The organism is Christensenella massiliensis, assembly GCF_040409835.1.
In the GTDB taxonomy this organism is placed as follows: domain Bacteria; phylum Bacillota; class Clostridia; order Christensenellales; family Christensenellaceae; genus Christensenella; species Christensenella massiliensis.
Map to the genome: position 1 here is coordinate 417,328 of NZ_CP117826.1, position 26,682 is coordinate 444,009.

The window sequence follows — 26,682 nt, forward strand, 5'->3', positions numbered from 1 at the left end:
AGCATACTTAATGTAAATTAACTGTTAATTCTAAACTTTCCGCCCGGAATTCCCTCGATCAATCCCTTCAATTCCATTACGGTCAGAAGAATATTGACCTCGCGGATAGGAAGCTTTGTTTCCTCCGCAAGATTGCTAGCCGATAAATGCTCCTTTAAAAGCAGATTATATATCCGGGACTCCGATAAATCAAGCCCATTTATTTCAGCGTCGTTGTTTTGCGGTAATTCTTTATTGACAGACGGCCAACCCATTCCATGCATAATATCGGCCGCACTGCGCGCCAGAGGAGCCCCCGCTTCCATAAGATAAAGCGGCAGCTTCGCCATTGGCGATTTCATGTCGCAGGCCGTCGTATATACATCCCGGCCCTGCCGGAGAGCATAATCCACCGTGATTCGCGCGCCGCTGCGCTCGCCGCCTTCGCCCGCTACTAAAACGCTGGAAAGACCGGATACGATCCGGTTGCGCTGCGGAAAAAATTGAGGCTTAGGTTCCACGCCGGGAAGAAATTCCGAAATAATTGCGCCCTTTTCCAAAATCTTTTCATACAAATCTCTATTTTCAAGAGGATATACAACATCTGCGCCGCAGCCGAGAACCGCAGCAGTGATCCCGCCGGAATCGAGCGCGCCCATATGAGCGGCTGTATCGATGCCGCGCGCCATCCCCGATACGATCACAACCTGCTCATTCGCGAGTCCGCCTGCAAGACTGCGGATGGTTGAAAACCCATTTTTGGTGGGCCTGCGCGAGCCGACGACCGCGCAGGACTTATCGTCAAAATTCGGAAGCGTTCCCCTATAAAACAGGACCGGCGGCGGATTTTCTATTTCAGCCAGTGTTTGCGGATAGTTTCTGTTCAAACGGGTCAATATATGGATATCTTTTTGATAGCAGCGTTCTAAAATTCGGTCTATATACGCTTCGTTTGCACTTTGGCAAATCGCCTGCTCATATTTTTTGCCGACCGACTGTACTCGTGCTGTAATGGAGCGGCATTCTCTGAAAGCACTGCTGATATCCGTAAACACGCTAAGCGTATCATAAAATCGTACCGGGCCTATCCCGTCGATCGAAGAGAACCACAGCCAATACCGTTCTTCCTGCGTGATATCAGTCATGAAAAGAATTCCCCCAATATTTTCTGTCAAGCGTCCGGTATTGTATCGCCTCCGCAACATGCGCGGCCTGTACGGTTTTGCTTCGCTCCAAATCCGCAATCGTACGCGCGACCAACACGACCCGCGTATAGGACCGTGCGCTCAGCTTCAGCTTTTCGTATGCGCTCTTCAAAAGGGTCTCCGCCTGCGGCTCAACTTCACAGTATTTTCCGATCTGACCCGAGGAAAGCTGTGCATTGCAAAATTTTCTGATTTCCCGGTAACGTTCGTTCTGCAGCCTGCGCGCTTCGTTGACGCGGGTTCGTACTTCCGCCGAACTTTCCTGTGCTTTTTTACTGCGGATATCGTCATAACGTACTCTGTCAACCTCTATATGAAGATCGATCCGGTCAAGCAAAGGGCCTGATATCCTTGAAAGATAACGCGCGATCTGCCCGGGGCTGCATCTGCATTCCGCATCCTCCGAACCGAAATTTCCACACGGACAGGGATTCATAGAGGCAACAAACATGAAATCAGCCGGATAGGAAACCTTTGCATTTGCCCGTGAGATCGATATGATCCCATCCTCCAACGGCTGCCTGAGCGCTTCGAGTAGCGCGCGATTAAATTCAGGAAGCTCGTCAAAATACAGAACTCCCCTATGGGCAAGGCTGATTTCCCCGGGACGGCTTTTTGCACCGCCGCCGATCACCGCGGCCGCGGAAGATGTATGATGCGGACTGCGAAATGGCCGCCTGCATACGATTTCCTGATTTTGGCTGCGCAGCTCGCCGGCTATCGAATGTATCTTTGTTACCTCAAGCGCTTCTTCAAAGGTAAAATCCGGAAGTATACCGGGGAGCGATTTTGCGAGCATGCTTTTACCGGACCCCGGCGGGCCAATCAATAGAATATTATGACCGCCTGCAGCCGCGATCTCCATTGCACGCTTGGCCTTTTCCTGCCCCTTTATCATGCTGAAATCGATATCCGGACTCTGGTGCTCCGGTGCTTTCCATTGGGATACCGAATCAAAAACAGGCTTTTCCTGTTTATTCAGTATTTTGGATAGCTCCCTAAGATTTCTGACCGGCAGGATGCGTACATCGTTGATATAGCTTGCTTCCCGCGCATTCTCGTAAGGAACGACCATCAGATTAAAACCGCGTTTCCTCGCCTCTATTACAAGAGGCAATATTCCATTGACAGGTCTCACGTCGCCGTTCAAGGAAAGCTCGCCAAAAATCACCATATATTTCAAAAAATCGGGAAGCACCTGATCGCTCGCAGCCAAAAGACCGACGGCGATAGCCAGATCATACAGCGGTCCCTCCTTTTTCATATCAGCAGGCGCAAGATTTACCGTGATACGCTTTGCCGGATATTCGAATCCTGAATTTTTGATTGCAGAACGGACGCGTTCTTTAGATTCCTTGACCGCCGTGTCCGGAAGTCCGACAAGTTCATATGCCGGTAAGCCATTATAAACGTCCGCCTCCACCAAGACGGGATATCCCTCAAGTCCCTGAAGTCCAAAGCTCAGAACCTTAGCCAGCAAATTCCCATCCCCTCCTTATCTCAACCATAAAACGGCCACGACGGCAGCCAGCGGAGATTCGTTATATAATCCGTATTGAATGGAATGCCAGTGATGACCGGATAAAAGAGCGCGAACATGGCGATGCAGGCAATCACAAATTCCCACATAAAATATTTCCCGTATTTAAAGTCGCTTTCGATGTTTTTCAGCCAGTATACGACGAGAATGATCAGGAACGGTACCGTCGCAAAATAGTGGTAAATAAAGACCTCGCGCGTAACGAACCACCACGGCATAAACTGTGAAAGCGCGGCAATAGCGGTAAACATAACGCCATAATTACGGTGCTTGCCGCGCGCGGAATCTATAATGAGCCAGAAGCACGCAACGACCCCCGCCCACCAAAGAAGCGGATTTCCCATAGTAGAAAGTGTGGAGGTCGTATAGTTCGCATCGTTATGTCCGTTAAAAAACAGTACCGGACGGACATCCAACGGCCATGTATACCACATTGATGAGAAAGGATGAACGTGATCCGGATTGAGCGTAGAGTGATAATTGAGCATATAAAACTGGTTTCCGATAATACTGTGATGCTCTTTAAGATTCCCGGGCACGATAAATTGATATGCTTCTCCCTGTATAACAACTGTATAGGGATAATAGGAAGCGACATAAATGACCGCAGGAATGATGATGAAGAACAGCACGCACCAGCACAGGATAAGCGCAACATTGATTTTATATTTTCTGACGATGGAACGGTAGAGAGAAAGGCCGCCGGAATCAGATGCCCTGCCTGTCTCATGAGCAAGCAATTGTTCACGTGCAAACCGGTATTCTTTGTAGCGCTTATACAGCGTAATAAAGAATATCACCGCCAGACCTGCGCCTGCATAAATGCATAACCATTTTGTTGCTGCGCCGATGCCGAAAAACAGACCGCATAGTGCAAGAGGAACGAGAGATTTCGATATTTTCTGGCAGTTGAAATTGCTCTGCGTAAAACGGTACATAAACAAGTACATCAGCATGATCCATAATATGCTATAGCTGTCTATGGTCCCGATCCTCGTCTGCGCGAAATGCATAAAGTCCGCAGCAAATAGAATTGTCGCGATCGCTGCATATTTGCTCTTTTTGAAGAGCATTTTCGCAAAAATATACATGACGGGAAGCATCAGAACGCCGGTCAATGTCCCCATAAAGCGCCAGCCGAATGGATTCATCCCAAACAGCTGGATACCACAGGCAAGTATCAGCTTGCCAAGCGGAGGATGTGTAATTTCATAAGGCTCTATACCATGAATATTTTCATACGCCGTCCGGACGTGGTAAATTTCATCAAAATAGAAGTCCGTCATATAGGTAGACTCTTCAGGAACGAGTGCCTGTTCGTCAAAAAGTGCCTGCGCAGAGGAAGGAATAACTTTCTCCGGTACGATCAATTCTCCCTGCTCGTTTTTAAAAGCGGCCTCCAAAACCGGCAGAGAGCCGGAGATCGGTTCGATTTTAATATATTTCGCTTGAATATCTACCGTATAGATCTGCCATTTATACATATTGGCAAATTTATGTTCGATCTCCGAAAGCTTTGTTTCACCCTTCTCAAGAACGACAGGCGTATAAGCTTTTCCGTCGTCCGAATAAGAAAAGATAAAATTCCCTTCCCCATAACCCGCGTAGTATTCGATCGTAGAAATTTGTTCTTCTGCAGGAAGCTCTATTACGATCGGCTCATCCTCAAGCAGTGCGGATGTTTCCGGAATCTGAAATGCACCGAGATTCGTAAAGGCTACGACAGCATAAATCGCAGAAATGGCCAGCATCAACAAGCCGTCCTTTTTATTGAGCGTTTTTTTCTCTTGAAAGGTTTCAAGACGTATTTGGGCAGGCGGTTTCTCAAGCGTTTCCATAGCGGAAACATCGGTATCCTCTGCTTTCTGCTGTACGGGGCTGACTGCCAGCTTTGTAATAATAATTGCTGTATAGACAAAAACTGCCATGCATACTGCCGATACGCTGATGGTCCATGCTTCGGGAATCAAAACCTGATAATAATAGAGAGAAATGCTCTGATTCAGAAGAAGTACGATAAAGTTGAGGACGACCGGCCATATGAGGCGTCTGTCTTTCATAAAAATAAACGCGAAGAGCAGCAAGAACGGTACCGGGAACAAATAGCGGTCGTGCATCCCGTGGCCGAGAAAAAATACGCCCATTATGATAAATGCAGCAAGAGCAAACAGAAATTCCCTGCTCTGATTTTTGATGAACAAAAAAAGTGAATATGCGCATACAAGCGCGATCATAATGGAGCCCCATACATTAGCGGGAAGCCCTAAGAATACAGCCTGATCCGCAGGAACAAAATTTTGGCCAAGGAGCGCAAATAGGTTAAAGGCGTTGAGAGAAGCCTGATCGTATTGCCCCATCGTTTCTATCATTTGTTTGAAAAGCCATAAAGGCTCCTGACCGTTTCCGAACGGCAATGGGATCAGGAAAAAAAGGCCGGCCATAACGCCAAGAGAAGCAAGCAGCTTTCCGATCTCTTTTTTCTTATCCCGGGAAATAATGATATTGCGTATCAAAACAAACAGCAGGAGCGGTAATATCATGATCGCCTGAGGCTTCAGAAGAAAGGCGGCCATAAATGCCGCAGAAGCAAGGACAGGCCGCTTTTTGACAAGCAGATAGATAACGAGCACAATGGCAAGTGTAATCAGAATATCGATCTGGCCCCATATACTGGAATTAAAGATCGCTGCCGGGTTGAATAAAATGAGGGCACCCAATAGAAGCGCAAGTTCCGGACGAAATCTCGTACGCGCCAGTTTATAAACAAGATAGGCTGCCAGAATATCACAGAAGATAGCCGGAATATGAATCAATAAGGCGAACTCAGGACCTCCGAGATTCAAAGAAAGAGCATTTTGCAGGAAGCCAAAGAAATATAGTACATAAATATATACGGGAGGATAGTCTGCAAAAAAATCGCTGGTATAAAAATTTTCCAGACCACCCGTATAAGAATAATTAGCCCATGCTTTAAAGCAATCCAGATCCGTTACATAACCCGGAAGCGAATAGGCGAGTATAAGTCTGATCAAAACGGCTGCAGCGGCAAATATAGCAAAAAGCATTCCCGCCGGCAGCGGCCTTTCAAAAGGATTTCTCGTCTTTTTTCCATAATACAAATAGGCGATCAAAAAAAGAAAAATAACGCCTATCACGGTAAACCATACGATCAGTTCATTTTGAGCTTCCATAAAATACCACCATATCGTTTATATTCCGAATGCATTTTCAATATAATTGATGCGGCATTCCTGTGCCAAATATACTTCGGCTACATCAAAACGTATATTGCTTTCATATAGACCATGCTGCGCAATAAAATGCTGCGCAGTACGGATCACTGTTTTTTGCTTATGGAACCCAACTGCCTCAGCCGCCGTTCCATAGGACAGCCCGGAACGTGATTTTACCTCTATAAAGACAACGGTATCTCCCGTGCAGGCAATCAAATCTATTTCGCCCTTTGCTGCACGATAGTTTCTCGCCAGCAGCTTCATTCCCCGGTCTATTATATATTTACAGACGGCATCCTCCCCCGCCCTGCCAAGACGCAATGTATCAGTCATTCTGCAAAAACTTCCTTAGAAACGTTCGTCTGTGTATGTCAAGTATCCCATATGAACGAATCGCGGCATAATGTTCTTTTGTTCCATATCCTTTATGCTTTGCAAAAAGATAACCGGGATACTTCTTGTCATATTCCCGCATGATCCGATCCCGGGTCACTTTTGCAACTATGGAAGCCGCCGCGATCGTATAGACCTTTGCATCTCCCTTTATGAGCGGCGTATACGGGATATCCGTATCGATATCCATAGCGTCTGTATAAATATGGGCCGGCTGTACCTTGAGGCCCGCAAGCGCTTTTTCAAACGCCTGCCGTGCTGCGTTCAGTATATTGATCTCGTCTATCACTTTATTATCCACGATATATACAGAACAATCAACCGCTTTTTCCAGTATTATATCATAGAATGCTTCGCGGCGCTTTTCGGATATTTTTTTGGAATCGTCTATTCCCAAAATCAAATCCCGCGGATCCATGACGACGCATGCCGCCACAACAGGTCCGGCAAGCGGGCCGCGGCCCGCTTCGTCAATTCCGGCGACCAGTTCTCCGCGTTCCCAATAAGGCCTTTCATAAACAGTCATACTCTGCAATTTTTGCTGCCACAGCTCTTCTCGTTTTCCCATTTTACTGCTCCGGCTTTTCGAGCGAAAGACGCCCCAATTTTCCATTTTTGAATTCATCCAAAAGCGTTTTTGCCCCGCGTTCTGTATCATACGCTCCGCCTCTCAAAAGAAATCCCCGCTTACGGCAGATATCCTCTAAAAGCTCAAAATCATTTTTATCCAACTCGTCCAAATGATACCGTTCTTTCAAAAGCCCGGGGGCCGTGTTTTTCAAACGGCCGAGCAAATAGAAGGCAAGGGCTTCCTCGTCAAGAATATCAAGCTTGATACTGCCGATAAGGGCAACAACGGCTCCTGTTTGTTCGTTCTCAAATTTCGGCCACAGGAGCCCCGGCGTATCCATGATCTCGAGATGTTCGTCGATTCGTGCCCATTGAAGTGATTTTGTTACCCCCGGGCGGTTTCCTTCTTTCAGCTTTTTTTCGCCTGAAAGTCGATTTAAAATTGCTGATTTTCCAACATTAGGTATGCCGACGATCGCACAGCGCAGCGTCTTATGCATACCACGTTCCTCATAGCGTTTCAGGATCGCTGCGGCGCAGTCGAGTATGCGTTTTTTCAGGAACTGTATATTTCCGGAGACAGCGGAAAAGGAAACGGCGTCTATTTCCTTTCTTTTAAAATGATCCAACCAGTTAGCGGTGATATTCGGGTCAGCCAAATCTGCTTTATTTAAAATATAAAAACGCGTCTTATGAGAAAAAAGATCGTCAAAATCGGGATTTAAGGAGCTTGCGGGCGCACGCGCATCCAACGCCTCGATGACGAGATCCACCGTTTTCAAATTCTCTCTTAGCTGCCGGCGCGCTTTTGCCATATGCCCGGGATACCATTGAATATCCATTTTATCCGCTCCTTTCCGGAATTTTTCAGTCGGTCATAAAAAGACAGATAAAAAACAGGGGGCGTTACGCCCCCCGCCTTAAGATTCTTTGATCTTTGCTGCTTTACCAACACGATCGCGCAGATAAAACAATTTTGCTCTGCGCACACGACCATGACGGACGACTTCGATCTTGTCTACACGAGGCGAATGGATCGGGAACGTTCTTTCCACGCCGATACCATACGATACACGACGCACTGTAATCGTCTCAGAGAGGCCGCCGCCTTTCTGTGCGATTAAATATCCCTCAAACGCCTGCAATCTTTCTCGCGTACCTTCAACAACCTTTACATAGATACGAACTGTATCGCCCACTTTCATCTTGGGCAAATCTGTCTTCAGCTGTTCTGCTTCCACCGCTTTGATAATATCGTTCATTTTGAATTCCTCCTTCCCCTTCAGACGTTCATACCCGCATATTCGGGCAGCGGACCATCCTAATTCAAAACATTAAAAGTTTATCATAACCAGATAAAAATATCAAGGCTGTTTTTTTAGATGCTCTAAAATTTTCCTGTCTTCCGCGGTCAGTTCTGCCTGCTCCAAAAGCTCCGGACGGCATGCAAGCGTTTTAGCAAGCGCTCGCTCCCGCTGCCATGCTGCAATATTTTTATGATGACCGGAAAGCAGGATTTCCGGAACATCCATGCCCCGAAAAGAAGCGGGCCTCGTATATTGCGGATATTCCAGCAAACCGCCTGAAAAGCTTTCTTCTGCAAGTGAATCTCCGTTTGAAAGGACCCCCGGAATATACCGCATAACGCAGTCTATCAGCACCATTGCCGGTAATTCGCCGCCGGTCAATACATAATCTCCGATCGAGATCTCCTCATCGATCAAATGATCCAACACGCGTTGGTCTACCCCTTCATAATGGCCGCATAAAACATTGAGCACCTCATACCCGGCAAGATCAGCGGCTTTTTGCTGCGTCAGGACTTGCCCCGCCGGACTCATATAGACGCTGTGCGTCTTTTTCCCCTCATACTTCCTGTCAAGAGCCTCAAAACAACTGAATAAGGGCTGAGGCGCGAGAAGCATTCCGGCGCCTCCCCCAAAAGGATAAGCATCCACACGATTATGCCTGTCCTCCGTATAATCCCGGAAATTGACAGGATTGACTTCGATCAAGCCTTTTTGGATCGCCTTTTCGCAGAGACTCGTCCCCGTAAATCCTGCAAACATTTCAGGAAAGATCGTGAGGCAATTAAAAATCATGTATGGCAACCTCGTCAAGCCTTTGAGCGTCGACAGTTATCGTACCGCTTTTAATATCCCGTTCCAAAACAACATGCCTGACTGCCGGAAACATACAGTTCCCTTTGGCTGTTTTGACGACATATACATCGGCAGCACCATTTTGAAGAATATCCTTCAGCGTACCGATGATCGCTCCATTTGTGTCATTCACCGTACAGCCAATGAGATCCTGAATATAGCATGCGCCTTCCGGAAGCTTTGCGGCATGCGCCCTATCGATATACAGAAAACATCCGCGCAGGTTCTCAGCCTCATTGCGTGTATCGATCCCTTCCAGCTTCAAATACGCATATTTGCCGTCGATACGTGCACTTTCGATATTGATACGCTCATAATCCTCATTTTTAAAATATGCAAAATCAAGCGTATCAAATCTGGACAAATCGTCGGTGAACGCGTCGAATTTTACCTCTCCCTTGATTCCCTGCGGCCTTAAGATGCGGCCAAGCTCAAAATATTCCGTCGTCATATAATCTCGACAATATATTTTTTCGGAGATTTCGTCGTCGCGGCTTTTACGACCGTCCGAATCGCCTTTGCGATACGCCCCTGCTTACCGATCACCTTCCCCATGTCGTCAGGCGCCACAGTAAGCTCAAGAATAAAAGCGTTTTCTTCCTCGCGTTCGTTTACGCGCACAGCCTCTGGGTCATCCACCAGATTTCTGGCGATATATTCCACTAATTCACGCATTGCATTCTACCTTCTTAGTTGATTGCACCGCTCTTTTTCAGCAAAGCACGCGCGGTATCCGTAGGCTGCGCCCCATTGCTGATCCATCCCTGTGCTTTTTCATTGTCCAGCTTCAGGTCTTTTGTGAGCGGGTTATAATACCCTAATTCTTCAATATAGCGGCCATCGCGCGGAGCACGTTCATCTGCTACGATCATCCGGTAAAAAGGCCGTTTCTTAGAACCCATTCTTTTCAATCTGATTTTTACTGACATGACATATTACCTCCAAAATATTTTCCTTGTTGAAATATAATTTACCGCGTCGTGCGGTTTAAAGCATTGCATCAAAAGGGAAACTTCATCATTCCGCGCCGTTTTCCGCCCTTTCCCGAAAACTGCTTGAGCATTTTCTTCATTTGCTCAAACTGATTCAGCAGCCGGTTGACGTCCTGCACTGTCGTACCGCTGCCCGCGCTTATCCTGCGCCGGCGCGACGCGTTTACGATTTGCGGATTGAGACGCTCTTCCCGCGTCATGGAACGCACGATCGCCTTTGTGCGTTCAAGCTGCTTTTCATCTACGGTCAGGCCCTTTAATTTATTTCCGCCGGGCATCATCGCCAATATATCACTTACAGAACCCATATCCTGCAGCTGCTCCATCTGGTCGAGAAAATCTTCCAGTGTCAACTGATCTTTTGCAATCTTTTTTTGCAGCTCAACCGCTTTTTTTTCTTCAAAGGACGCTTCCGCCTTTTCGATCAGAGACATGACGTCTCCCATCCCGAGAATACGGGAAGCCATACGATCTGGATGAAAAGGCTCGATGTCAGTGAGCTTTTCTCCTACGCCTACAAATTTGATTGGTTTTCCGGTCACTGCGCGAACAGACATTGCCGCACCGCCGCGCGTATCTCCGTCTATCTTCGTCAGGATCACCCCATCGATACCGATATTGTCGTTAAAGGCGGTGGCCGCGTTTACAGCATCCTGTCCTGTCATAGCGTCGAGAACGAGCAGAGTCTCTGTCGGATTCGACGTTTTTTTCAGCTCTTTCAGCTCCGCCATCATTTCGTCATCAATATGCAGGCGTCCTGCGGTATCGACAATGATCATATCGCATCCCAGCTTCATGGCATATTTAGCTGCTTCCCGATAGATATTCGATGCGTTATCCTGTCCCATATCGAATACGTCGACGTCAACCTGCTCCCCGACTACATGAAGCTGTTTGATGGCCGCGGGCCGATAAATATCGCACGCTACAAGCAGAGGCTTTTTTCCCTTTTTTTTGTAATATCCCGCAAGCTTTGCGCAAAAGGTCGTTTTTCCCGCACCCTGAAGCCCCATCATCAATACGACGGTGGGCGGCGAACCGGCCAGCTTGATTTCAGACTGCTTTCCGCCCAACAGCTCCGTCAATTCATCGCGCACGAGCTTGATGACTTGCTGTCCCGGAGTCAGGCTTTCCAATATCTCGGCTCCAACCGCTTTCGCAGAAAGCTCCTTGATAAACTTTTTCACCACCAGAAAGTTAACGTCGGCTTCCAACAGGACGAGCTTGACCTCGCGCATAGCGGCCTTAATATCGCTCTCCGAGAGCTTCCCGCGGGACGTTAGCTTTTTAAATACGTTTTGAAGTTTTTCCGCGATCCCCTCAAATGCCATTTAAATCTCCTTGCTGTCAGCTATGAGCCCAAGCTTGTTTTCCATATCTTTTAATTTTACCTGAGCACGTTTCAGGGCATCCAATACGCCCTGCCGCGAAATACCGCATTCCTGCGCGATTTCTGCTAAAGAATAATCATCATTATAATAGAGCTCAAATATCTTTGCCTGCCGTTCCGTAAGAAACTCTCCATAGAAATCGTAATACAGGATGAGGCTCAAATCTTTTTCATGCTTCATAGCGCACCGCCAATCAAAAAACAGATGTAAAGGCTGACTGCTTTACATCTGTTTATTATACATGATTTTCTCCTGATGTCAAGCGTCAGGCCTTTACACCTTCAGCTTCATAAGCCGTTGACGTAAGATCGGCCCGCCATGCCCCGGATAAAAGATATCCGATGTTGTGCATTTGAGGCGCTCTATGCTCCGCCTTGTTTCCGTAAAATCTTCAGCAATCCGCGCGGAACAGGCAAAGCCAACATTCATGAGCAGATCGCCTACAATACACGCTTTCGCCGTTAATATCCCAATAGAGCCTGCCGTATGCCCCGCAAGCTCTATCACCTGCGCATCGACTCCAAAATCATTTAACTCCTGACCATCCTGCAAAAGAATATCCGGCCGGAAAAAATCGATCCGGGTCTTTCGGATAGACGCAAGCGACCGCTTCTTTATCAAAATCCCCAGCAGCCCGCGGGCGTCGATGCTTCGTATACGGTTATCCGCTGCTAAGAAGATATCTGCACGATGCATCGCGATTTTGATCCCATGCTCCCGCTGCAGAAAGGCCGCATTGGAAATGTGGTCAAAATGCCCATGCGTCAGGACAGCGAGTTCTATTCGGTGCAGTTCCAGAATTTCAGACAGCCGTGCCCGTGCAGAGGCTCTCCCGGTATCTACTAATATCGTATTGCCATTTTGCTCCAGTAGATAGCAGTTATCACCCCCGAAGCGTAAACGTGTAACTGTAACGGCCATCTATTCCAAAATTGCTTTTGCAAAATCGTATGCGTCAAACGGCTGAAGGTCTTCAGCACCTTCCCCTACGCCGATAAAGCGTACCGGAACTCCGGTCATATCTTTTACCGCACATACTACGCCGCCCTTTGCGGTTCCATCGAGCTTAGTCAGGATGATACCGGTCAACTTTACGCTTTCGTTAAACACCTCGGTCTGAGAGATCGCATTTTGACCAGTCGTTGCATCCACAACAAGGAAAGTTTCACGGTTCGCCTGCGGATATTCTTTATCGATCACCCGGTTTATTTTTTCAAGCTCGCCCATAAGATTCTTTTTGTTGTGAAGACGTCCTGCCGTATCTATTATTAAAATATCACTGCCCGCGTGCTTCGCTGCATCGATCGCGTCATAAACGACTGCTGCAGGGTCTGCGCCCTCCGCATATTTGATGACCCGCGTATCCGTGCGCTGCCCCCAAATAGAAAGTTGTTCCGCTGCCGCTGCGCGGAATGTGTCCGCTGCCGCCAAGAGCACCTTTTTCCCCTGCTTATTGTAATAGTTGGTCAGTTTTCCGATTGCAGTTGTTTTTCCTACACCGTTTACTCCAACGACCAACATAACGGTGGGTTTGACGATCTCAAGCGGGTCGGCCGTCATATACTCCGCAAGAATATGGATCAGCATGTCCTTTATTTCAGCCGGATCCGATATTTTTTCTTCTTTCACGCGGTCCCGAAGCGTCTCTATCACTTTTTCCGTAGTAGCATAGCCAATGTCTGAAAGAATCAGCGCTTCTTCAAGCTCTTCAAAAAATTCTTCGTCTACTTTTCGGAAATTTTTGATCACGCTGTTGACCTTTGTCGAAAAATTCTCCCGCGTCTTATTGACGCGTTCCTTTAGTTTGTCAAAAAAACCCATTTTTATCACTCCTACTTTTTTAAAGTTGTACGGATACAATGTCCGAAACGCCCTTTTCCTGCATCGCCACCCCGTAAAGAGTATCGCAAATTGCCATAGATGGCTTGCGGTGAGTGATGACGATGAACTGCAGCTCCGCCGAAAGGCTCTTCAGATATTCTGAAAACCGAATCACATTGGCATCGTCGAGAGGCGCGTCTATCTCATCCAGCAGGCAGATCGGCGATGGATTGATATCAAGCATTGCGAACAGAAGTGCTATTGCCGTAAGCGCTTTTTCTCCCCCCGATAAAAGACTGATATTCTGCAGCTTTTTTCCCGGCGGTTCGGCGATGATCTCTACGCCGCATTCCATGATATCGCCGTCTTCAAGCTCCAGCCGCGCGTGACCGCCTCCGAACAGATCGTGAAATGTTCTTTGGAAGTTTTCGTTGATCTGCGCAAACTTTTCGCGGAAGCTTTCTTTCATACCGGATAAGAGCCCGTCTATCACGATCTGAAGGTCGTTTCCGGCCGTTATAAGGTCCTCGCGCTGGATAGATAAATTGTCGTAACGCTCCCGCACGCGTGTATAATCTTCAATCGCATTGGGGTTGACTGCTCCCATTCCACGGATCCGCTCGCGGATCCTATCTGCCTCGCGTCCTGAGGATTGGTAGGCAAAATCTGATTTTTTGAACGGGAGAGCGTTGGCATACGTAAGTCCATAGTCCTCCCAAAGCTTATTTTGTTGATTTTCCCGTGAAAGCTCCAGCTTTTCACGGTTTGCGACCAATTTATATTTTTGTTCGATCAGGGAATTTTTCTGTACGGTCAGCTCCTCCGCTTTTTGAGCGGCCTCTTCCGCCTGAAGATTCCAGCTGTCACGCTGCGCCAGCTTCCCGCGCGCTTCTTCCCCCGCCATACGAATAGCAGTCAAAATATTGTCCAAAGAACCGCGCATCTCGGCTTTAGAGTGCGTGAGCTCTTTCATTTCTGCGGAAAGCGTCTCATTGCGCTGCAGCAGCCGCTCCACTTCCTCTTTGTTCTGTGCAATAGCTTTACGCAGATGTTCCGCTTCGTTCAGCAGCATATTTTTTTCATTGCTCAGCTCGTTTTGGCGCAATTCTTTTGACGATAACAGCTCCTTTATTTCGGCCGCCTGGGCGGCAACTCCTGCTGCATGCGCCTCTGCCGCTTCCTGCCGCTTCTTCAGCCTGTCAAAATCAGCCTGTGCCTGCTTGGCATCTTTTTCCAATTCCTGCACTGACGCCAATATTTTTTCACGTTCATTTTCCGTCTCAAAAAGACCGTCCGCAAGTTCTTCTGCATTTTTTTCATTCTCCGCAAGCAAACGCTGCGCCGTGAGCGCCTTTTGCTTTGCTTCGACTGCCTTTATCTCCTGCTCGCGCAGGACCTGCATCAATTCTTGCTGCATGCTCCGCGCTTGCTCCGCCTTTTCTTCACTGTCTGCAAGCACTGTCCTCCATTGCTCCAATGCCTGCTTATTATCTCTGATATTTTTCTCTAACTCCTGCGCCATCCGTTTACGTGCAAGAAGTCCGACATTGCTTTTTTTGAAGCTGCCTCCGGTAATCACTCCCCCCGGCTTGATAAAATCTCCGTCCATCGTAACAGCGCGGAAAGCGTAATCGGCTCCTTTCATCAGATTGATTGCACTATCCATATCCCGTACAATTACAGTACGCGCAAGCAGAAAATCGACCGCAGGACGTATCTCATCCGCGCAACCTATCATTTCGCTGGCAACGCCTTCTACTCCGCTGAGTGAAAGAAACGAACGCTCATCCTTTTGCAGGGTTCGCACCTTTAAAGATCGGGTCGGCAGAAACGTCACACGCCCCAGGTTATTCTTTCTCAGGAAAGAAATAATATCCTTTGCATCCGTGTCCTGTTCCACGACCACATTCTGTAAGGCATTGCCTAAAATCACCTCGATCGGCGTTTCATATTTTTTAGGAACATCGATCAGTTCGGCTAAAACGCCTTTTATTTTTGTTTCGATCTCCGGCGTTTTTTTCGCTTCCCGAAATAAGGCGCGAACGCTGTCAAAATACCCCTCGTATCCTTCCCGCATATCCTCGAGCAGCTTTAGACGCGATTCATCCTCATTTAACCGCCGGAGGATCTCCGCGGCTTTTTGCTCGGTCTGAGCACGCTCCTCCTGCAGCTCCTGAAAATGCCGGGAGGTTTCGTTCAGCTTTCTGCGCAGCTCCGCCCCCTGCTCTTCGCAGGCCTGCCTATCTGCCTCCAGTTCTTTGACCTCTTCTTTCAGCTGTACGACATAAGCCGCCTGCTTTTCCGCCTCTGCCTGTGCCTGCTCTTTCTTTTGCACAACGACTTCGGCTTTTACCTGTTTTTCATTTAAGTCGATCAGCAAAGTCTGCAACACAGTGCGGGCTTCTTCCACCTGAGCACGCGCCTCATCGATTTCTTCCTGCGTATCTCCGGACGCCCCGGTGATCGTTTCGATCTTTTTCCGCAACTCTATAATCTGTGCATATTGTTCATCGATCTGAGTATTTTTATGACCGATCTGTGTTCCGAGCTCCTGAAGGGCTTTTTCATCGGATATCAATCGCGCTTCCAACGAATCCCGCTTCTCAAAATTTTCACGCATAGCGCTCTGGTTCACATGCTCCTTCTCCTCCAAAAGGTTCAATGAGCCTTTCAGGCGCTCCTGCTCGCTCATGTATTCCCCAAGCTGTATGTTCTGCTTTTCAATTTCCTGCTGAAGAGCGGCTAAATGCTTTTTTGTTTCCGCGGCGTTTATGTTTTCCTGTGCGATTTGAGCGGTCAGTTCCTCTAACGCCTGTTCGTTTCCACGGATCTGCTCTTCCGTTTTTGCGATCCGTTCCCCTGCACGATCATATTGATACAAATATAGATTGATATCAAGCTCTTTCAGACGGTCGCGCAGCTTCAGATAGTCCTGCGCCTCTTTCATCTGCTTCTCAAGGGGCTCGATCTGCGCAGAAAGTTCAGCAAGGATGTCATCTATTCTAGTAATATTATCTTTTGTTTTTCGAAGATTGCGTTCCGCCTCTTCTTTGCGAAACCGGAATTTCATGATTCCGGCTGCTTCTTCAAATACCTTGCGGCGGTCTGTCGCCTTACTGGTCAATATCTCGTCGATTTTTCCCTGCCCAATGATGGAATAACCCTCTTTCCCAATTCCGGTATCGCGAAAAAGCTCAAGGATATCTTTCAATCGGCAGCCCGTATTATTAATGGAATATTCACTCTCTCCGGAACGGTACATCTTGCGCCGGACCGAAATTTCCGTATAATCCGATTTGATACGCATATCGGAATTATCAAAAATAAGAGAGACCTCGCAGTAAGCCTTCTTACTGCGCGTCTGGGTCCCGTTAAAAATAACATCCTGCATGCTCGTCCCGCGCAGGTTTTTAGAGCTCTGCTCTCCCAGCACCCAACGCATAGCGTCTGCAATATTGCTTTTACCGCTTCCATTCGGACCGACGACACCCGTGATCCCCTTATTAATGATGATTTCTTTCTTGTTACAGAAAGATTTGAACCCGTTAAGTTCAATCCGTTTCAGGAACACTTATCTTGCTCGCTTTCTTTTATGATCTTTGTCATAGTATATACATTGGAAAATTTTTTCTTGAAGTATGGATTCAGAAGCTTTAATATGACAAAAGCAGCCGCTGCAAAAACGATCCCGAGCAGTGCGGCAAGCACATCGTTTACCGGAAATATATTCTGCGGAATGATATATCCGATCCATACGCCTAAAAAAAGCATCAGCAAGGGAAAGATATAGGCAATCGCAGAAGACTGCAGCGCATTCTTCGTTGTAAACTGGACTTCAACGCGGTCGCCCGTCTTAGCATGCAGACTGTTTTCCATGGAAACAGTAATGTCATTCTGTCCGCTGAGCATTCCGCAGGCGCCGCACTTGGAGCAAGCCGAGGTCCGTTCGAATCTCACATAAGCGATATCTTCATTTGTTTTTATAACAAGTCCTGATTCGTTCATTCCTGAATCCCCGCTAATTTTCGGACTGCCTCCCCCGCTGCAAGCAGACCGCACACAGACGGTACGAACGAGATGCTGGCGGGAACAGTCTTCCCTTCATCTCTGCACTGCGCCTTGTGCGGCGGCTCGTCCGAGCAAACGACCGAAAGGGAACGTACGCCTGCCGCCCGTAAATTCCTCCGCAGGATTTTGGCAATCGGATCATATCGCGTTTGGAAAAGATCCATGATAGAGAAACGCTCCGGATACAGTTTATTGCCTGCTCCCATTACAGATATTATATCGATCTTTCTCTTGATGCATTCAAGAATCAGCGCTTCCTTGGAGCGCAGACTGTCGATCGCGTCGACGACAAAATCTATTCTTTGGGAAAATATTTCCTCCGAGTCATCCTGTCCGTAGAATAAATCAAGGCAAACTGCTTTGATCTCCGGATTGATATCCTGTACGCGGCGCGCCATGACATCCACTTTTTTTTGTCCAATCGTGGAATGAAGCGCAACCAACTGCCGGTTGCAGTTGGAAGGCTTCACAACATCATTATCGATCAAAAGCAGTGTTCCGACCCCTGCACGCGCAAGCGCTTCCGCTGCAAACGAACCAACGCCGCCTATACCAAATACGGCTACCGCAGAGGCGCGCAGACGCGCCGCTCCTTCCTCGCCGATCAATGAAATCGTTCTCGAGCAATCAAGCATCAATCTTCATCCACTTTGATATGCAGCTCGCGCAGCTGCTTCTTATCCACCGTATCCGGTGCTTTCGACATCAAATCGGAAGCGTTCTGTACTTTCGGAAATGCAATCACGTCCCGAATGGAATCCACTCCAGCCATCAGCATAGCCAGCCGGTCAAGACCATACGCAAGCCCGCCATGCGGAGGCGTGCCATATTTCAGCGCTTCAAGCAGGAACCCAAAACGCTCCCATGCGTCTTCTTTGGAAAAGCCAAGCGCCCCGAACATTTTTTCCTGTAATTCCGTGCTGTGTATTCTGATGCTTCCACCGCCGATCTCGTTTCCGTTCAAAACGATATCGTATGCTTTTGCGCGCGCATGCTCCGGATCACCTTCCACTTTGTCGATGTCCTCGTCCATCGGTGATGTGAACGGATGATGTTTGGCAACATACCGCTTTTCCTCTTCGCTGTATTCGAACAGCGGAAATTCCGTTACCCACAATAGATCCCATGTGCCATCCTGAATCAGGTTCAGCTTTTCAGCCAGCTTCAGGCGCAGTGCGCCAAGAGAATCATATACAACTGAATTTTTATCGCCGACAAAAAACAGGATATCCCCTACCTGACCATCAAGCCTCTGCATGATACCGTCGATCTCTTCCTGCGTCATAAATTTCGTGATCGGTGAATTCAACCCGTCTTCCCGAATCGATATCCACGCCATTCCCTTTGCGCCATAGATTTTGACAAAATCGACAAGCGCATCGATTTCCCGCCGCGCAAGAAGATTTGCACATCCTTTTGCATTGATCGCGCGGACGCTCCCCCCGTTTTTCACAACGGAGCTGAATACTTTGAATTCACTGCCTGCCACGATATCGCTTACATCTTTCAGTTCGAACCCAAAGCGAGTGTCCGGCTTATCGCTGCCAAATCTGTCCATTGCTTCCTGATAAGGGAGACGTTTTAGGGGGAGCTTGATGTCAACATCAAGCACATCCTTGAATACCCGTTGGATCAAGCCCTCATGCATCGTCATTACATCGTCCGCATCTACAAAAGACATCTCCGTATCGATTTGTGTGAATTCCGGCTGACGGTCTGCACGGAGGTCTTCATCTCGAAAGCATTTTGTGATCTGGAAATACCGGTCATACCCCGAAATCATCAGGATCTGTTTAAAAAGCTGCGGAGACTGCGGCAGCGCATAAAAGCAGCCCGGGTGGATACGCGACGGCACCAGATAGTCCCTTGCGCCCTCCGGCGTACTTTTTTGCAGCATCGGCGTCTCGATATCGAGAAATCCATTTTCTGTCAGATAAGCGCGCGCAGAATTCGCGATTTTGTTGCGCAAAATCAGGTTTTTCTGCATTTCCGGACGCCGCAGGTCAAGATAACGGTATTTCAAGCGCAGTTCTTCGCGCACCTTGCTGCCGTCCTCTATTTCAAACGGCGGTGTTTCCGCGCGGCTTAATATCTTAAGCTCACGTACTTTCACCTCGATCAATCCGGTCGGCAGCTTTGGATTCACCGTATCCTCGGAACGTTTCACGATCTTTCCTTTGATAGCCAATACAAATTCGCTGCGAATACTCCCGGCTTTATTAAAATCCCCTTCGAACATAGATTCATCAAATACGACCTGCATGATTCCGGAACGATCTCTAAGGTCGACAAAAATCAAGCCGCCGAGGTCACGCCGGGTATCGGCCCACCCCATCAAAGTCACTTCCCTGTCGATATCTGCCGTAGTAAATTCTGCGCACAACGCAGTCCGTTTCCAATCTCCTAAAAATTCTCCCATAGCTTTTCTCCCAATCATAAATTCTTTATAAAAACTTTTCAATTTCGTCCTGATGTATGCTGCGTTCTTCGCCGGTCTGCATCGTTTTCAAAACCAAGGTTCCGTCTGCAAGCTCGGTTTCTCCGACAACCCCGACAAATTTTGCGCCCAATTTATCTGCATACTTAAACTGTGCTTTCATACTGCGTGCACAATGGTCCATATCGGCTTTTATCCCTTTTGCCCGCAGCTCGCGTACCAGCTGTGCAGTTCGAAGATGCGCTTCTTCTCCATGTGCGCACAAAAAGATATCTGTAAGAGACGGCTTCTCAATGGAAATACCTTCGTTTTCCATCACCAGCAATAAACGCTCTATCCCCATACCAAAGCCGATACCCGGCATGTCCGGGCCGCCGACCTGCTTCATGAGCCGATCATATCTCCCGCCGCCGCATACGGTTCCCTGTGCGCCGATACTGTCCGATATGATCTCAAATACTGTTTTAGTATAATAATCGAGCCCGCGTACAATAAAAGGATTAACCGCATAACCGATGCCCATGGCATCCAAATATTTCTTCAGCTTTTCGAAATGCCCGGAGCACTCTCCGCACAAATGATCGATCATAAGCGGAGCATTTTTTACAACGGCCCGGCACCGCTCTTCCTTGCAGTCTAATGCGCGCAGCGGATTGCGGTCCATACGTTCCTTGCAGGAGTCGCACAATTCTTCTGTATGCTCGCGCAGATATTGCTTTAAAAGCTCATTATACTGAGGGCGGCATTTCTCGCAGCCAATGCTGTTGATATTGAGCCGAAGCCCTTTTAATCCAAGCTCTCCAAGAAGCGTCAGGGCAAGCCCGATCACCTCAGCGTCAATGCTCGCATCCGGCGCGCCAAACACTTCTACTCCAAATTGATGATGTTCGCGCAGACGTCCGGACTGGGGCTTTTCATAGCGAAACACCGGCGCGCTCAGATAATACATTTTTGTCGGCTGTGCATTGGAAGGCAGCCCACCCTCCAGAAACGCGCGTACAACTCCTGCCGTTCCTTCCGGCCTAAGCGTGATGGAGCGATTGCCCTTATCTGTAAAGGTATACATTTCTTTCTGCACGATATCCGTCGTATCGCCGACACCGCGCAAAAATAATTCCGTATGCTCAAAAATCGGTGTACGCACCTCGCGGTACCCGGCCAGTGCCGTAAGCTTTCGTACAAGCTTCTCAACGTATTGCCATTTATAGCTTTCTTGTGGAAGAATATCCTTTGTTCCTTTTGGGGCTTTTACTGCCACGTTACAGTTCCCTCCTCATTTGCCTGCTTCTTATTCATATAAAAAAACAACGTCCTGACCAAGACAGGGACGAAGTTTAAAAATCCGCGGTACCACCCAAATTGAGAATCAAATCCTCCGCTCTCGTCCGTAACGCAGACCTGCGCCCGCCGCTAATTACAAGACCGCTTTCACGACAGAAGCTCCGTGGCGTTCTTCACCATGTCTTGAACGTACGGCTGTTTTCAGCCACGACAACCGTTCTCTTTCCGCAAGGCGCACGGTTACTCTCCACATCATTGCCTTTTACCGATTCCATTATACCGGGAAAACAAAGGGCTGTCAATAAAGCTGAAAACAGCACAAAAGCCTTCTTCTCGTTTTGAACGCATTTCTGAATCCGTGCGCTGCACAGATTAAAATAGTTCCTTTTTACGCAGCACCATCTCGTCTGTCCGTTCGATGTAATTTTTTAAGTCTTTTACATTCGGTGCGCGTTTGATCAAATTTTTCTCCGGAAATAAACGCTTTGATATCGCACCCGCGCCAAATGCAAGGTTGCTAACGGTCTCTTCCATGATATCTATGTTATAAACGCACTCTTTTCCGGGCCGTGCAAAGCCTACATTCTCAAGATTTCCGCTCATATATTTCTGCCGATACAGATAATAGGGAAGATATCCTTTTTTCTGTAAAAAGTTCTGAGAAAGCTCTACCATATTGGAAACCAGTTTTGCATCCGGAAGGTCGTTCCTCTGCTCTTCCGCAAAGGAAGAGGATTGTTTAATCGCAAGAGTATGGACCGTTACATTATCGGGTTCATACCGCATGATATCACGAAGCGTTTTTTCAACGTCTGTCAGCTCCTCGCGGGGAAGCCCAAGGATCATATCCGTATTGACGCTTTGAAATCCAAACTCCTTTGCAAGCGAAAAGGCTTGCTCAAATTCCTGCGTCGTATGTCTGCGTCCAATCAACTCAAGCGTTCTGTCATTTGTTGTCTGCGCATTGATGCTAATACGCTGAACATTATTTTCTTTCAAAATGGCAAGCTTCTCTCTTGTAATGGTGTCCGGACGCCCGGCTTCGACCGTAAACTCATAATTTCCGCGGAAAAGACTGGTCACTTTCAAAAGCAGGGCTTCCAATTCCTTTTCGCTTAATGCAGTCGGTGTTCCCCCGCCAATATAAACGGCGCGGACATGATAATTTTCTATGATCGGTCTCATAGAATCCATTTCCCAAAATAGCCGGGGTAAATATTGTGTTTTGATCGTTTGATTGAACTGCAGGTCTTTTGAGATAAAAGAGCAATATTTACAACGGGAGATACAAAAAGGGATCCCAATATAAATATCAAGCTCATTTTCTTTTTTCCTGTCCATAAAAGGAGCCTGAACGGAACAAATCGTTTCAGCCAGCCGTATTTTTTGTTCAGAAACATGATAAGCGGCGGCAAAAATACGGCGTGCTTCCGCCGCGCCATGCTCTGCGGACAACTCGCGCAGAAATTTAGTCGGACGAATCCCTGTAAGCGAACCCCATGGCATATCCTTCTGATAATATTGGCGCAGCGTTTCATAGACGATACGCTTTACCGCATGCTTTTTCATTCTTTTGACGAGCAGAGGAGCTTCTTTCCGGTTTCTTTCTCTGCCAAACTCCTCCGCGGGCGTATGTCGTTCGGAAACATGCGCCGCAAGTATCCCATCAACATAATATTCAGCCCGGTTGCGCCATGCCGCGCCCTCCTTTTTCCAAAAATGGTGCAGCACAACACCGCGGCCTGTATTTTTCGGCGCACTTAATTGTTCGACATGTTTTTCTTCCGGCAAAAATAAGCGGATCTCTTCGCAAATATCATTAAAGAAAGAAGGTGTATCTGTATAAACCGAAACCATGGATTACCGTCCCATATATGGATTCATTGCTCTTTCCTGAGCAAGCGTCGTTGTTCCGCCGTGACCGGGATAGACTGTATAGTCGCCCGGCAGCGCCTCAAGAATACTGAGCGATTCCCGCATTGCTTCAATATCTCCTCCCGGGAAATCTGTCCGGCCGATGGAACTTTCAAACAGCGTATCCCCGGAAAAAATAACCTCTGTGCCAAGCAGGCAAATGCTTCCCGGAGAATGCCCGGGCGTATGTATGATTTTCAATTCCGTTTCTCCAAAACGAATGACATCGCCATCCGCAAGAAATATATCCGCAGGGAGAACGGTAAACGGGTTCCCCAGAAATTGAGAAAGATTTCCAGAGGACGAGCCAAGCATATCCGCATCTTCTTTGTGTATCGCTACCTGCGCGCTGTATCGCTTCCGCAGTTCGTCTACTGCACCGATATGGTCCGCATGACCATGCGTTAGAAGGATATAAGAAACCTTTCCGCCTTTACGGTCTATTTGTTCCATGATTTTTTCCGCTTCGCTCCCCGGGTCTATCACTACCATATTCTGAAAAAGCTCATCGGAAACAATATAAGTATTTTCCATTAAAGGGCCTGTTATAAGCGAGATTACCTGCATCTTAAAAATCCTTCTTGCTGTCGAGCAAAATCGTTACAGGTCCGTCATTGATGAGCGCTACCTGCATCTCTGCTTGAAATTTTCCTGTTCTGACCTTAGAATATTTCTGCTCAAAGAGCCATATACATTTTTGAAACAAACCGCGCGCCATATCTGGCGAAGCAGCCTTCTGATAGCTTGGACGCCTTCCCTTGCGGGCATCCCCATACAGCGTAAACTGAGATACGAGCAAAATCTCCCCCTCAATATCCTGTACAGATAGATTCATAACGTTTTCCGCATCTTCAAATATGCGCAGGTTAACACACTTTTCCACAATATATTCCATATCCTTTTCCGTGTCATCCCCTGCGATTCCCAAAAACACCAAGATACCGTTTTCGATCCTTGATATCTCTGCGTCCTCTACGAAAACAGAAGCATTTTTCACGCGCTGAACAACTGCTCTCATGCCGTTTCCCTCAATAATTCACGCGGAACACATCCCGCACGCCTTTCAGGCTTTTCAGCTTATTCATCAGATCGTGCAGATCCTGCACGGAGGTAATATTAGAACGAAGCGATATCGTAGCGACTCCATTTTTGGCAGAATGTGCATTGATCGCCGTGATATCACGTCCCATATTGTACATTGCCTGCGCAATCTCTACCATAAGACCCGGCCTGTCATCCGCAACGATCTGTATCTCAACATTATAGGAGGTCGTCTGATCGCCCGCCCATGCGACCTCTATCAACCGTTCCTTATCTACATTCTGCAGGTTCTTGCACTCTTTCGTATGTACGCATACACCGCGGCCGCGCGTGATATATCCTATGATATCGTCTCCGGGAACCGGATTACAGCATTTCGCGAACCGGACTGCCAACCCGGTATTTCCCTCTACTGTAATATCTTCCTCCGCACCCTTTCCCGTGCGTTTTACGATTTTCAATTCCTCCGAGCCTGAATCGATCTTGTTCGCCATCTTATATTGTTCGATCAGCTTGGAAAGTATCTGCTGGGCAGAAAGCGCACCATAGCCGACCGCTGCGAACATATCGTCCTGTGAATTCAGCGTAAAACGCTTATAAAGCACGCTCAGCCAGTCTGGCTTCAAAAGCTGTTCATACAGCTGATAGCCCTGCCGTTTTGCTTCTTTCTCAAGCATTTCACGGCCTTTAACGATATTTTCTTCTTTCAGCTGCTTTTTGAACCATTGTTTGATTTTGCTGCGCGCCTGTGCTGTTTTAACAAATTTGAGCCAATCACGGCTTGGCGTCGCTGAATTAGAAGTGATGATATCAACGATATCTCCCGTTTTCAGTTTGTAATCCAACGGAACGATCTTGCCATTTATTTTTGCTCCAACACATTTATTTCCTATCGCGCTATGGATGCTATAGGCAAAGTCGAGCGGCGTTGCCCCTGCCACAAAGTCCTTCACGTCGCCTTTCGGCGTAAACACAAAAACGGTATCCGCAAATAGATCGACCTTCAAGGTTTCCATAAATTCTCGGGAATCCTTCAGATCGTTCTGCCATTCCATCAATTCACGCAGCCATGCCAGCTTGGAATCCATACTGTTTTCCTTGCCGCCCTCTTTATATTTCCAGTGCGCGGCAATTCCATATTCAGCAGTACGGTGCATGTCATATGTCCGGATCTGCACCTCAAATGGTTTCCCGTCCTCGCCGAGAAGCGTCGTGTGCAAGGATTGATACATATTTTGCTTTGGTACTGCGATATAATCCTTAAAACGGAGCGGGATCGGTTTCCACATGGTATGAACGATCCCGAGCACACCATAGCAATCCTTGATGCTGGATACAATGATCCGGATAGCAATCAGGTCGTATACCTCTTCAAAAACCTTATGCTTTTCTTTCATCTTTTTATAGATGCTATAAATATGCTTGGGTCTCCCTTCGATCTCCGCTTTTATTTTCATTTCGGCAAGCTTATCTTCCAGCTTGACTATTACGGAACTGATCTGTTTCTCACGTTCCTCGCGGGTCGATGCAATTTTATTGGCGATCTCAAAATATTCGTCTGGATTTAAAAATTTTAAAGAAAGATCTTCCAACTCCCACTGTATGGTACTGATCCCGAGACGGTGCGCAAGCGGCGCATAGATTTCAAGCGTCTCTTTGGCTTTTTCTATCTGTTTGTTCTCAGACTGGTATTTCAGCGTCCGCATATTGTGCAGTCTGTCCGCAAGCTTTATAATTACTACACGGATATCGGAAGCCATTGCGAGAAACATTTTTCGCAGACTTTCCCATTGCTGCTCCTCGCGCGTTTTAAAATCGTAATTATTGAGCTTCGTTACTCCGTCGACAAGCTTTGCAATTTCAGGAGTAAATTCCCGGCTGATATCTTCTGTCGTAAATTGGGTGTCCTCTACTACATCATGGAGGATCGTAGCGATGATCGTCGTATGGTCGAGGCCCAAATCTGCAACGATATCCGCCACCGCAAGAGGATGTGTAAAAAAAGGCTCGCCGGAATGGCGCAGCTGTCCTGCATGCGCTTTTTCCGCTATCGTAAAGGCCTTTTCGACCATTGGGTCATATTCAAGCTTATGCCGTCTGATAAAGTCGTTATAATATTCCGACACCCAAACTATCTCCCCGTCAATATTGTACTAATGAATATACCTGATATCCGCTCAGAGCCTCTCTGCCGCCCAGCTCAGTCAGCTCAATCACGAAATTCAGCGATACGATCTGCGCACCTGCAAGCTCGACCAATTCGCACGCCGCCTTAGCCGTTCCGCCCGTAGCCAACAAATCGTCAAAAACAGCGACCCGCATCCCCTTTTGAATCGCGTCTTTATGCATTTCGAGCTGTCCTGTTCCATATTCAAGCTGATACTCCACCTGATAGGTCTCGGCTGGAAGCTTGCCCTTTTTGCGAACCGGCACGATTCTTTTCTTCAGCAGATATGCAACTGGCGCTCCGAACAAAAAACCCCGTGCATCAAGTACAACGATCGCATCGATATCTTCCTTTTCAACATGTTTGGCCAATGCATCCGTTACATACTCAAATGCATCCGGGTCTTTGATCAATGTCGTAATATCGCGGAAAATAACCCCTTTCTCTGGAAAATCCTTGATATTTCTTATTTTTTCCTTTAAATCCAT

Annotated in this window: 25 protein-coding genes and 1 other annotated feature; all 25 genes read right to left on the reverse strand. The window is 47.6% G+C overall.

Annotated elements, in window-relative coordinates; all coding sequences use genetic code 11:
* Positions 1–17: 17 nt before the first annotated feature.
* On the reverse strand, positions 18–1,124 hold the full coding sequence (dprA, locus tag PUP29_RS02070; RefSeq protein WP_353423729.1) for a DNA-processing protein DprA: 1,107 nt from the start codon (positions 1,122–1,124) through the stop codon (positions 18–20).
* Positions 1,117–2,664 carry a YifB family Mg chelatase-like AAA ATPase gene (locus PUP29_RS02075; RefSeq protein ID WP_079547480.1) on the reverse strand — a complete coding sequence of 516 codons (1,548 nt, stop codon included), beginning with the start codon at positions 2,662–2,664 and terminating at the stop codon, positions 1,117–1,119. The genes dprA and PUP29_RS02075 overlap by 8 nt, the downstream gene beginning before the upstream one ends.
* A gap of 20 nt (positions 2,665–2,684) precedes the next feature.
* Complete coding sequence (locus tag PUP29_RS02080) at positions 2,685–5,915, reverse strand: glycosyltransferase family 39 protein (protein ID WP_079547479.1); 3,231 nt, start codon at positions 5,913–5,915, stop codon at positions 2,685–2,687.
* An 18-nt stretch (positions 5,916–5,933) separates the two neighbouring features.
* On the reverse strand, positions 5,934–6,290 hold the full coding sequence (locus PUP29_RS02085) for a YraN family protein (RefSeq protein WP_079547478.1): 357 nt from the start codon (positions 6,288–6,290) through the stop codon (positions 5,934–5,936).
* The gene (locus tag PUP29_RS02090; protein WP_353423731.1) at positions 6,283–6,918 is read right to left on the reverse strand and encodes a ribonuclease HII; all 636 of its coding nucleotides are present in this window, start codon (positions 6,916–6,918) and stop codon (positions 6,283–6,285) included. The genes PUP29_RS02085 and PUP29_RS02090 overlap by 8 nt, the downstream gene beginning before the upstream one ends.
* Position 6,919: 1 nt before the next feature.
* Complete coding sequence (gene ylqF / locus PUP29_RS02095; protein ID WP_079547476.1) at positions 6,920–7,762, reverse strand: ribosome biogenesis GTPase YlqF; 843 nt, start codon at positions 7,760–7,762, stop codon at positions 6,920–6,922.
* Between the two features lie 78 nt (positions 7,763–7,840).
* Positions 7,841–8,182 (reverse strand): 50S ribosomal protein L19, encoded by a 342-nt coding sequence (rplS, locus tag PUP29_RS02100; protein ID WP_079547475.1) that lies wholly within the window; start codon positions 8,180–8,182, stop codon positions 7,841–7,843.
* A 102-nt stretch (positions 8,183–8,284) separates the two neighbouring features.
* Positions 8,285–9,022 (reverse strand): tRNA (guanosine(37)-N1)-methyltransferase TrmD, encoded by a 738-nt coding sequence (gene trmD / locus PUP29_RS02105; protein WP_079547474.1) that lies wholly within the window; start codon positions 9,020–9,022, stop codon positions 8,285–8,287.
* A complete protein-coding gene (gene rimM, locus PUP29_RS02110) occupies positions 9,012–9,533 on the reverse strand; it encodes a ribosome maturation factor RimM (protein WP_079547473.1) in 522 nt (173 codons plus the stop codon). The genes trmD and rimM overlap by 11 nt, the downstream gene beginning before the upstream one ends.
* Positions 9,530–9,757 carry a KH domain-containing protein gene (locus PUP29_RS02115; protein ID WP_079547472.1) on the reverse strand — a complete coding sequence of 76 codons (228 nt, stop codon included), beginning with the start codon at positions 9,755–9,757 and terminating at the stop codon, positions 9,530–9,532. The genes rimM and PUP29_RS02115 overlap by 4 nt, the downstream gene beginning before the upstream one ends.
* A gap of 14 nt (positions 9,758–9,771) precedes the next feature.
* Positions 9,772–10,011, reverse strand: a complete 240-nt coding sequence (gene rpsP / locus PUP29_RS02120) for a 30S ribosomal protein S16 (protein WP_079547471.1) — start codon at positions 10,009–10,011, stop codon at positions 9,772–9,774.
* 71 nt (positions 10,012–10,082) lie between these two features.
* On the reverse strand, positions 10,083–11,405 hold the full coding sequence (gene ffh / locus PUP29_RS02125) for a signal recognition particle protein (RefSeq protein WP_079547470.1): 1,323 nt from the start codon (positions 11,403–11,405) through the stop codon (positions 10,083–10,085).
* On the reverse strand, positions 11,406–11,645 hold the full coding sequence (ylxM, locus tag PUP29_RS02130) for a YlxM family DNA-binding protein (protein ID WP_079547469.1): 240 nt from the start codon (positions 11,643–11,645) through the stop codon (positions 11,406–11,408).
* Between the two features lie 93 nt (positions 11,646–11,738).
* Entirely contained in the window at positions 11,739–12,386 is a 648-nt protein-coding gene (locus PUP29_RS02135) for an MBL fold metallo-hydrolase (protein ID WP_079547468.1), read from the reverse strand.
* Positions 12,387–13,286 carry a signal recognition particle-docking protein FtsY gene (ftsY, locus tag PUP29_RS02140; RefSeq protein WP_079547467.1) on the reverse strand — a complete coding sequence of 300 codons (900 nt, stop codon included), beginning with the start codon at positions 13,284–13,286 and terminating at the stop codon, positions 12,387–12,389.
* Between the two features lie 19 nt (positions 13,287–13,305).
* The gene (gene smc / locus PUP29_RS02145; protein ID WP_353423732.1) at positions 13,306–16,857 is read right to left on the reverse strand and encodes a chromosome segregation protein SMC; all 3,552 of its coding nucleotides are present in this window, start codon (positions 16,855–16,857) and stop codon (positions 13,306–13,308) included.
* A complete protein-coding gene (locus PUP29_RS02150; RefSeq protein ID WP_079547465.1) occupies positions 16,848–17,291 on the reverse strand; it encodes a SoxR reducing system RseC family protein in 444 nt (147 codons plus the stop codon). The genes smc and PUP29_RS02150 overlap by 10 nt, the downstream gene beginning before the upstream one ends.
* Positions 17,288–17,989, reverse strand: a complete 702-nt coding sequence (locus PUP29_RS02155) for a tRNA threonylcarbamoyladenosine dehydratase (protein ID WP_079547464.1) — start codon at positions 17,987–17,989, stop codon at positions 17,288–17,290. The genes PUP29_RS02150 and PUP29_RS02155 overlap by 4 nt, the downstream gene beginning before the upstream one ends.
* On the reverse strand, positions 17,989–19,773 hold the full coding sequence (gene aspS, locus PUP29_RS02160; RefSeq protein ID WP_079547463.1) for an aspartate--tRNA ligase: 1,785 nt from the start codon (positions 19,771–19,773) through the stop codon (positions 17,989–17,991). The genes PUP29_RS02155 and aspS overlap by 1 nt, the downstream gene beginning before the upstream one ends.
* Positions 19,774–19,798: 25 nt before the next feature.
* Positions 19,799–21,049: a histidine--tRNA ligase gene (gene hisS, locus PUP29_RS02165; RefSeq protein ID WP_079547462.1), complete on the reverse strand. Its 1,251-nt coding sequence runs from the start codon at positions 21,047–21,049 to the stop codon at positions 19,799–19,801.
* Between the two features lie 62 nt (positions 21,050–21,111).
* Positions 21,112–21,337: a binding site (T-box leader), on the reverse strand.
* A 107-nt stretch (positions 21,338–21,444) separates the two neighbouring features.
* Positions 21,445–22,863, reverse strand: coding sequence for a coproporphyrinogen dehydrogenase HemZ (gene hemZ, locus PUP29_RS02170; RefSeq protein ID WP_353423733.1), 1,419 nt, complete (start codon positions 22,861–22,863; stop codon positions 21,445–21,447).
* A gap of 69 nt (positions 22,864–22,932) precedes the next feature.
* On the reverse strand, positions 22,933–23,520 hold the full coding sequence (locus PUP29_RS02175) for an MBL fold metallo-hydrolase (protein WP_353423735.1): 588 nt from the start codon (positions 23,518–23,520) through the stop codon (positions 22,933–22,935).
* A 34-nt stretch (positions 23,521–23,554) separates the two neighbouring features.
* The gene (gene dtd, locus PUP29_RS02180) at positions 23,555–24,004 is read right to left on the reverse strand and encodes a D-aminoacyl-tRNA deacylase (protein WP_079547459.1); all 450 of its coding nucleotides are present in this window, start codon (positions 24,002–24,004) and stop codon (positions 23,555–23,557) included.
* 10 nt (positions 24,005–24,014) lie between these two features.
* Positions 24,015–26,153, reverse strand: a complete 2,139-nt coding sequence (locus PUP29_RS02185) for a RelA/SpoT family protein (protein ID WP_079547458.1) — start codon at positions 26,151–26,153, stop codon at positions 24,015–24,017.
* A gap of 16 nt (positions 26,154–26,169) precedes the next feature.
* Entirely contained in the window at positions 26,170–26,682 is a 513-nt protein-coding gene (locus PUP29_RS02190) for an adenine phosphoribosyltransferase (protein ID WP_079547457.1), read from the reverse strand.

Excerpts from the sequence above, each read along its gene's own strand:
- aspS (WP_079547463.1), bottom strand. The coding sequence starts at position 19,773 with ATGGGAGAATTTTTAGGAGATTGGAAACGGACTGCGTTGTGCGCAGAA.
- PUP29_RS02190 (WP_079547457.1), bottom strand. The coding sequence starts at position 26,682 with ATGGATTTAAAGGAAAAAATAAGAAATATCAAGGATTTTCCAGAGAAA.
- trmD (WP_079547474.1), bottom strand. The coding sequence starts at position 9,022 with ATGATTTTTAATTGCCTCACGATCTTTCCTGAAATGTTTGCAGGATTT.
- rpsP (WP_079547471.1), bottom strand. The coding sequence starts at position 10,011 with ATGTCAGTAAAAATCAGATTGAAAAGAATGGGTTCTAAGAAACGGCCT.
- ffh (WP_079547470.1), bottom strand. The coding sequence starts at position 11,405 with ATGGCATTTGAGGGGATCGCGGAAAAACTTCAAAACGTATTTAAAAAG.
- PUP29_RS02175 (WP_353423735.1), bottom strand. The coding sequence starts at position 23,520 with ATGGAAAATACTTATATTGTTTCCGATGAGCTTTTTCAGAATATGGTA.
- ylqF (WP_079547476.1), bottom strand. The coding sequence starts at position 7,762 with ATGGATATTCAATGGTATCCCGGGCATATGGCAAAAGCGCGCCGGCAG.
- PUP29_RS02135 (WP_079547468.1), bottom strand. The coding sequence starts at position 12,386 with ATGGCCGTTACAGTTACACGTTTACGCTTCGGGGGTGATAACTGCTAT.
- PUP29_RS02080 (WP_079547479.1), bottom strand. The coding sequence starts at position 5,915 with ATGGAAGCTCAAAATGAACTGATCGTATGGTTTACCGTGATAGGCGTT.
- PUP29_RS02085 (WP_079547478.1), bottom strand. The coding sequence starts at position 6,290 with ATGACTGATACATTGCGTCTTGGCAGGGCGGGGGAGGATGCCGTCTGT.
- ylxM (WP_079547469.1), bottom strand. The coding sequence starts at position 11,645 with ATGAAGCATGAAAAAGATTTGAGCCTCATCCTGTATTACGATTTCTAT.
- rimM (WP_079547473.1), bottom strand. The coding sequence starts at position 9,533 with ATGACGACGGAATATTTTGAGCTTGGCCGCATCTTAAGGCCGCAGGGA.
- dprA (WP_353423729.1), bottom strand. The coding sequence starts at position 1,124 with ATGACTGATATCACGCAGGAAGAACGGTATTGGCTGTGGTTCTCTTCG.
- dtd (WP_079547459.1), bottom strand. The coding sequence starts at position 24,004 with ATGAGAGCAGTTGTTCAGCGCGTGAAAAATGCTTCTGTTTTCGTAGAG.
- ftsY (WP_079547467.1), bottom strand. The coding sequence starts at position 13,286 with ATGGGTTTTTTTGACAAACTAAAGGAACGCGTCAATAAGACGCGGGAG.
- rplS (WP_079547475.1), bottom strand. The coding sequence starts at position 8,182 with ATGAACGATATTATCAAAGCGGTGGAAGCAGAACAGCTGAAGACAGAT.
- PUP29_RS02090 (WP_353423731.1), bottom strand. The coding sequence starts at position 6,918 with ATGGGAAAACGAGAAGAGCTGTGGCAGCAAAAATTGCAGAGTATGACT.
- PUP29_RS02155 (WP_079547464.1), bottom strand. The coding sequence starts at position 17,989 with ATGCTTGATTGCTCGAGAACGATTTCATTGATCGGCGAGGAAGGAGCG.
- PUP29_RS02150 (WP_079547465.1), bottom strand. The coding sequence starts at position 17,291 with ATGAACGAATCAGGACTTGTTATAAAAACAAATGAAGATATCGCTTAT.
- PUP29_RS02115 (WP_079547472.1), bottom strand. The coding sequence starts at position 9,757 with ATGCGTGAATTAGTGGAATATATCGCCAGAAATCTGGTGGATGACCCA.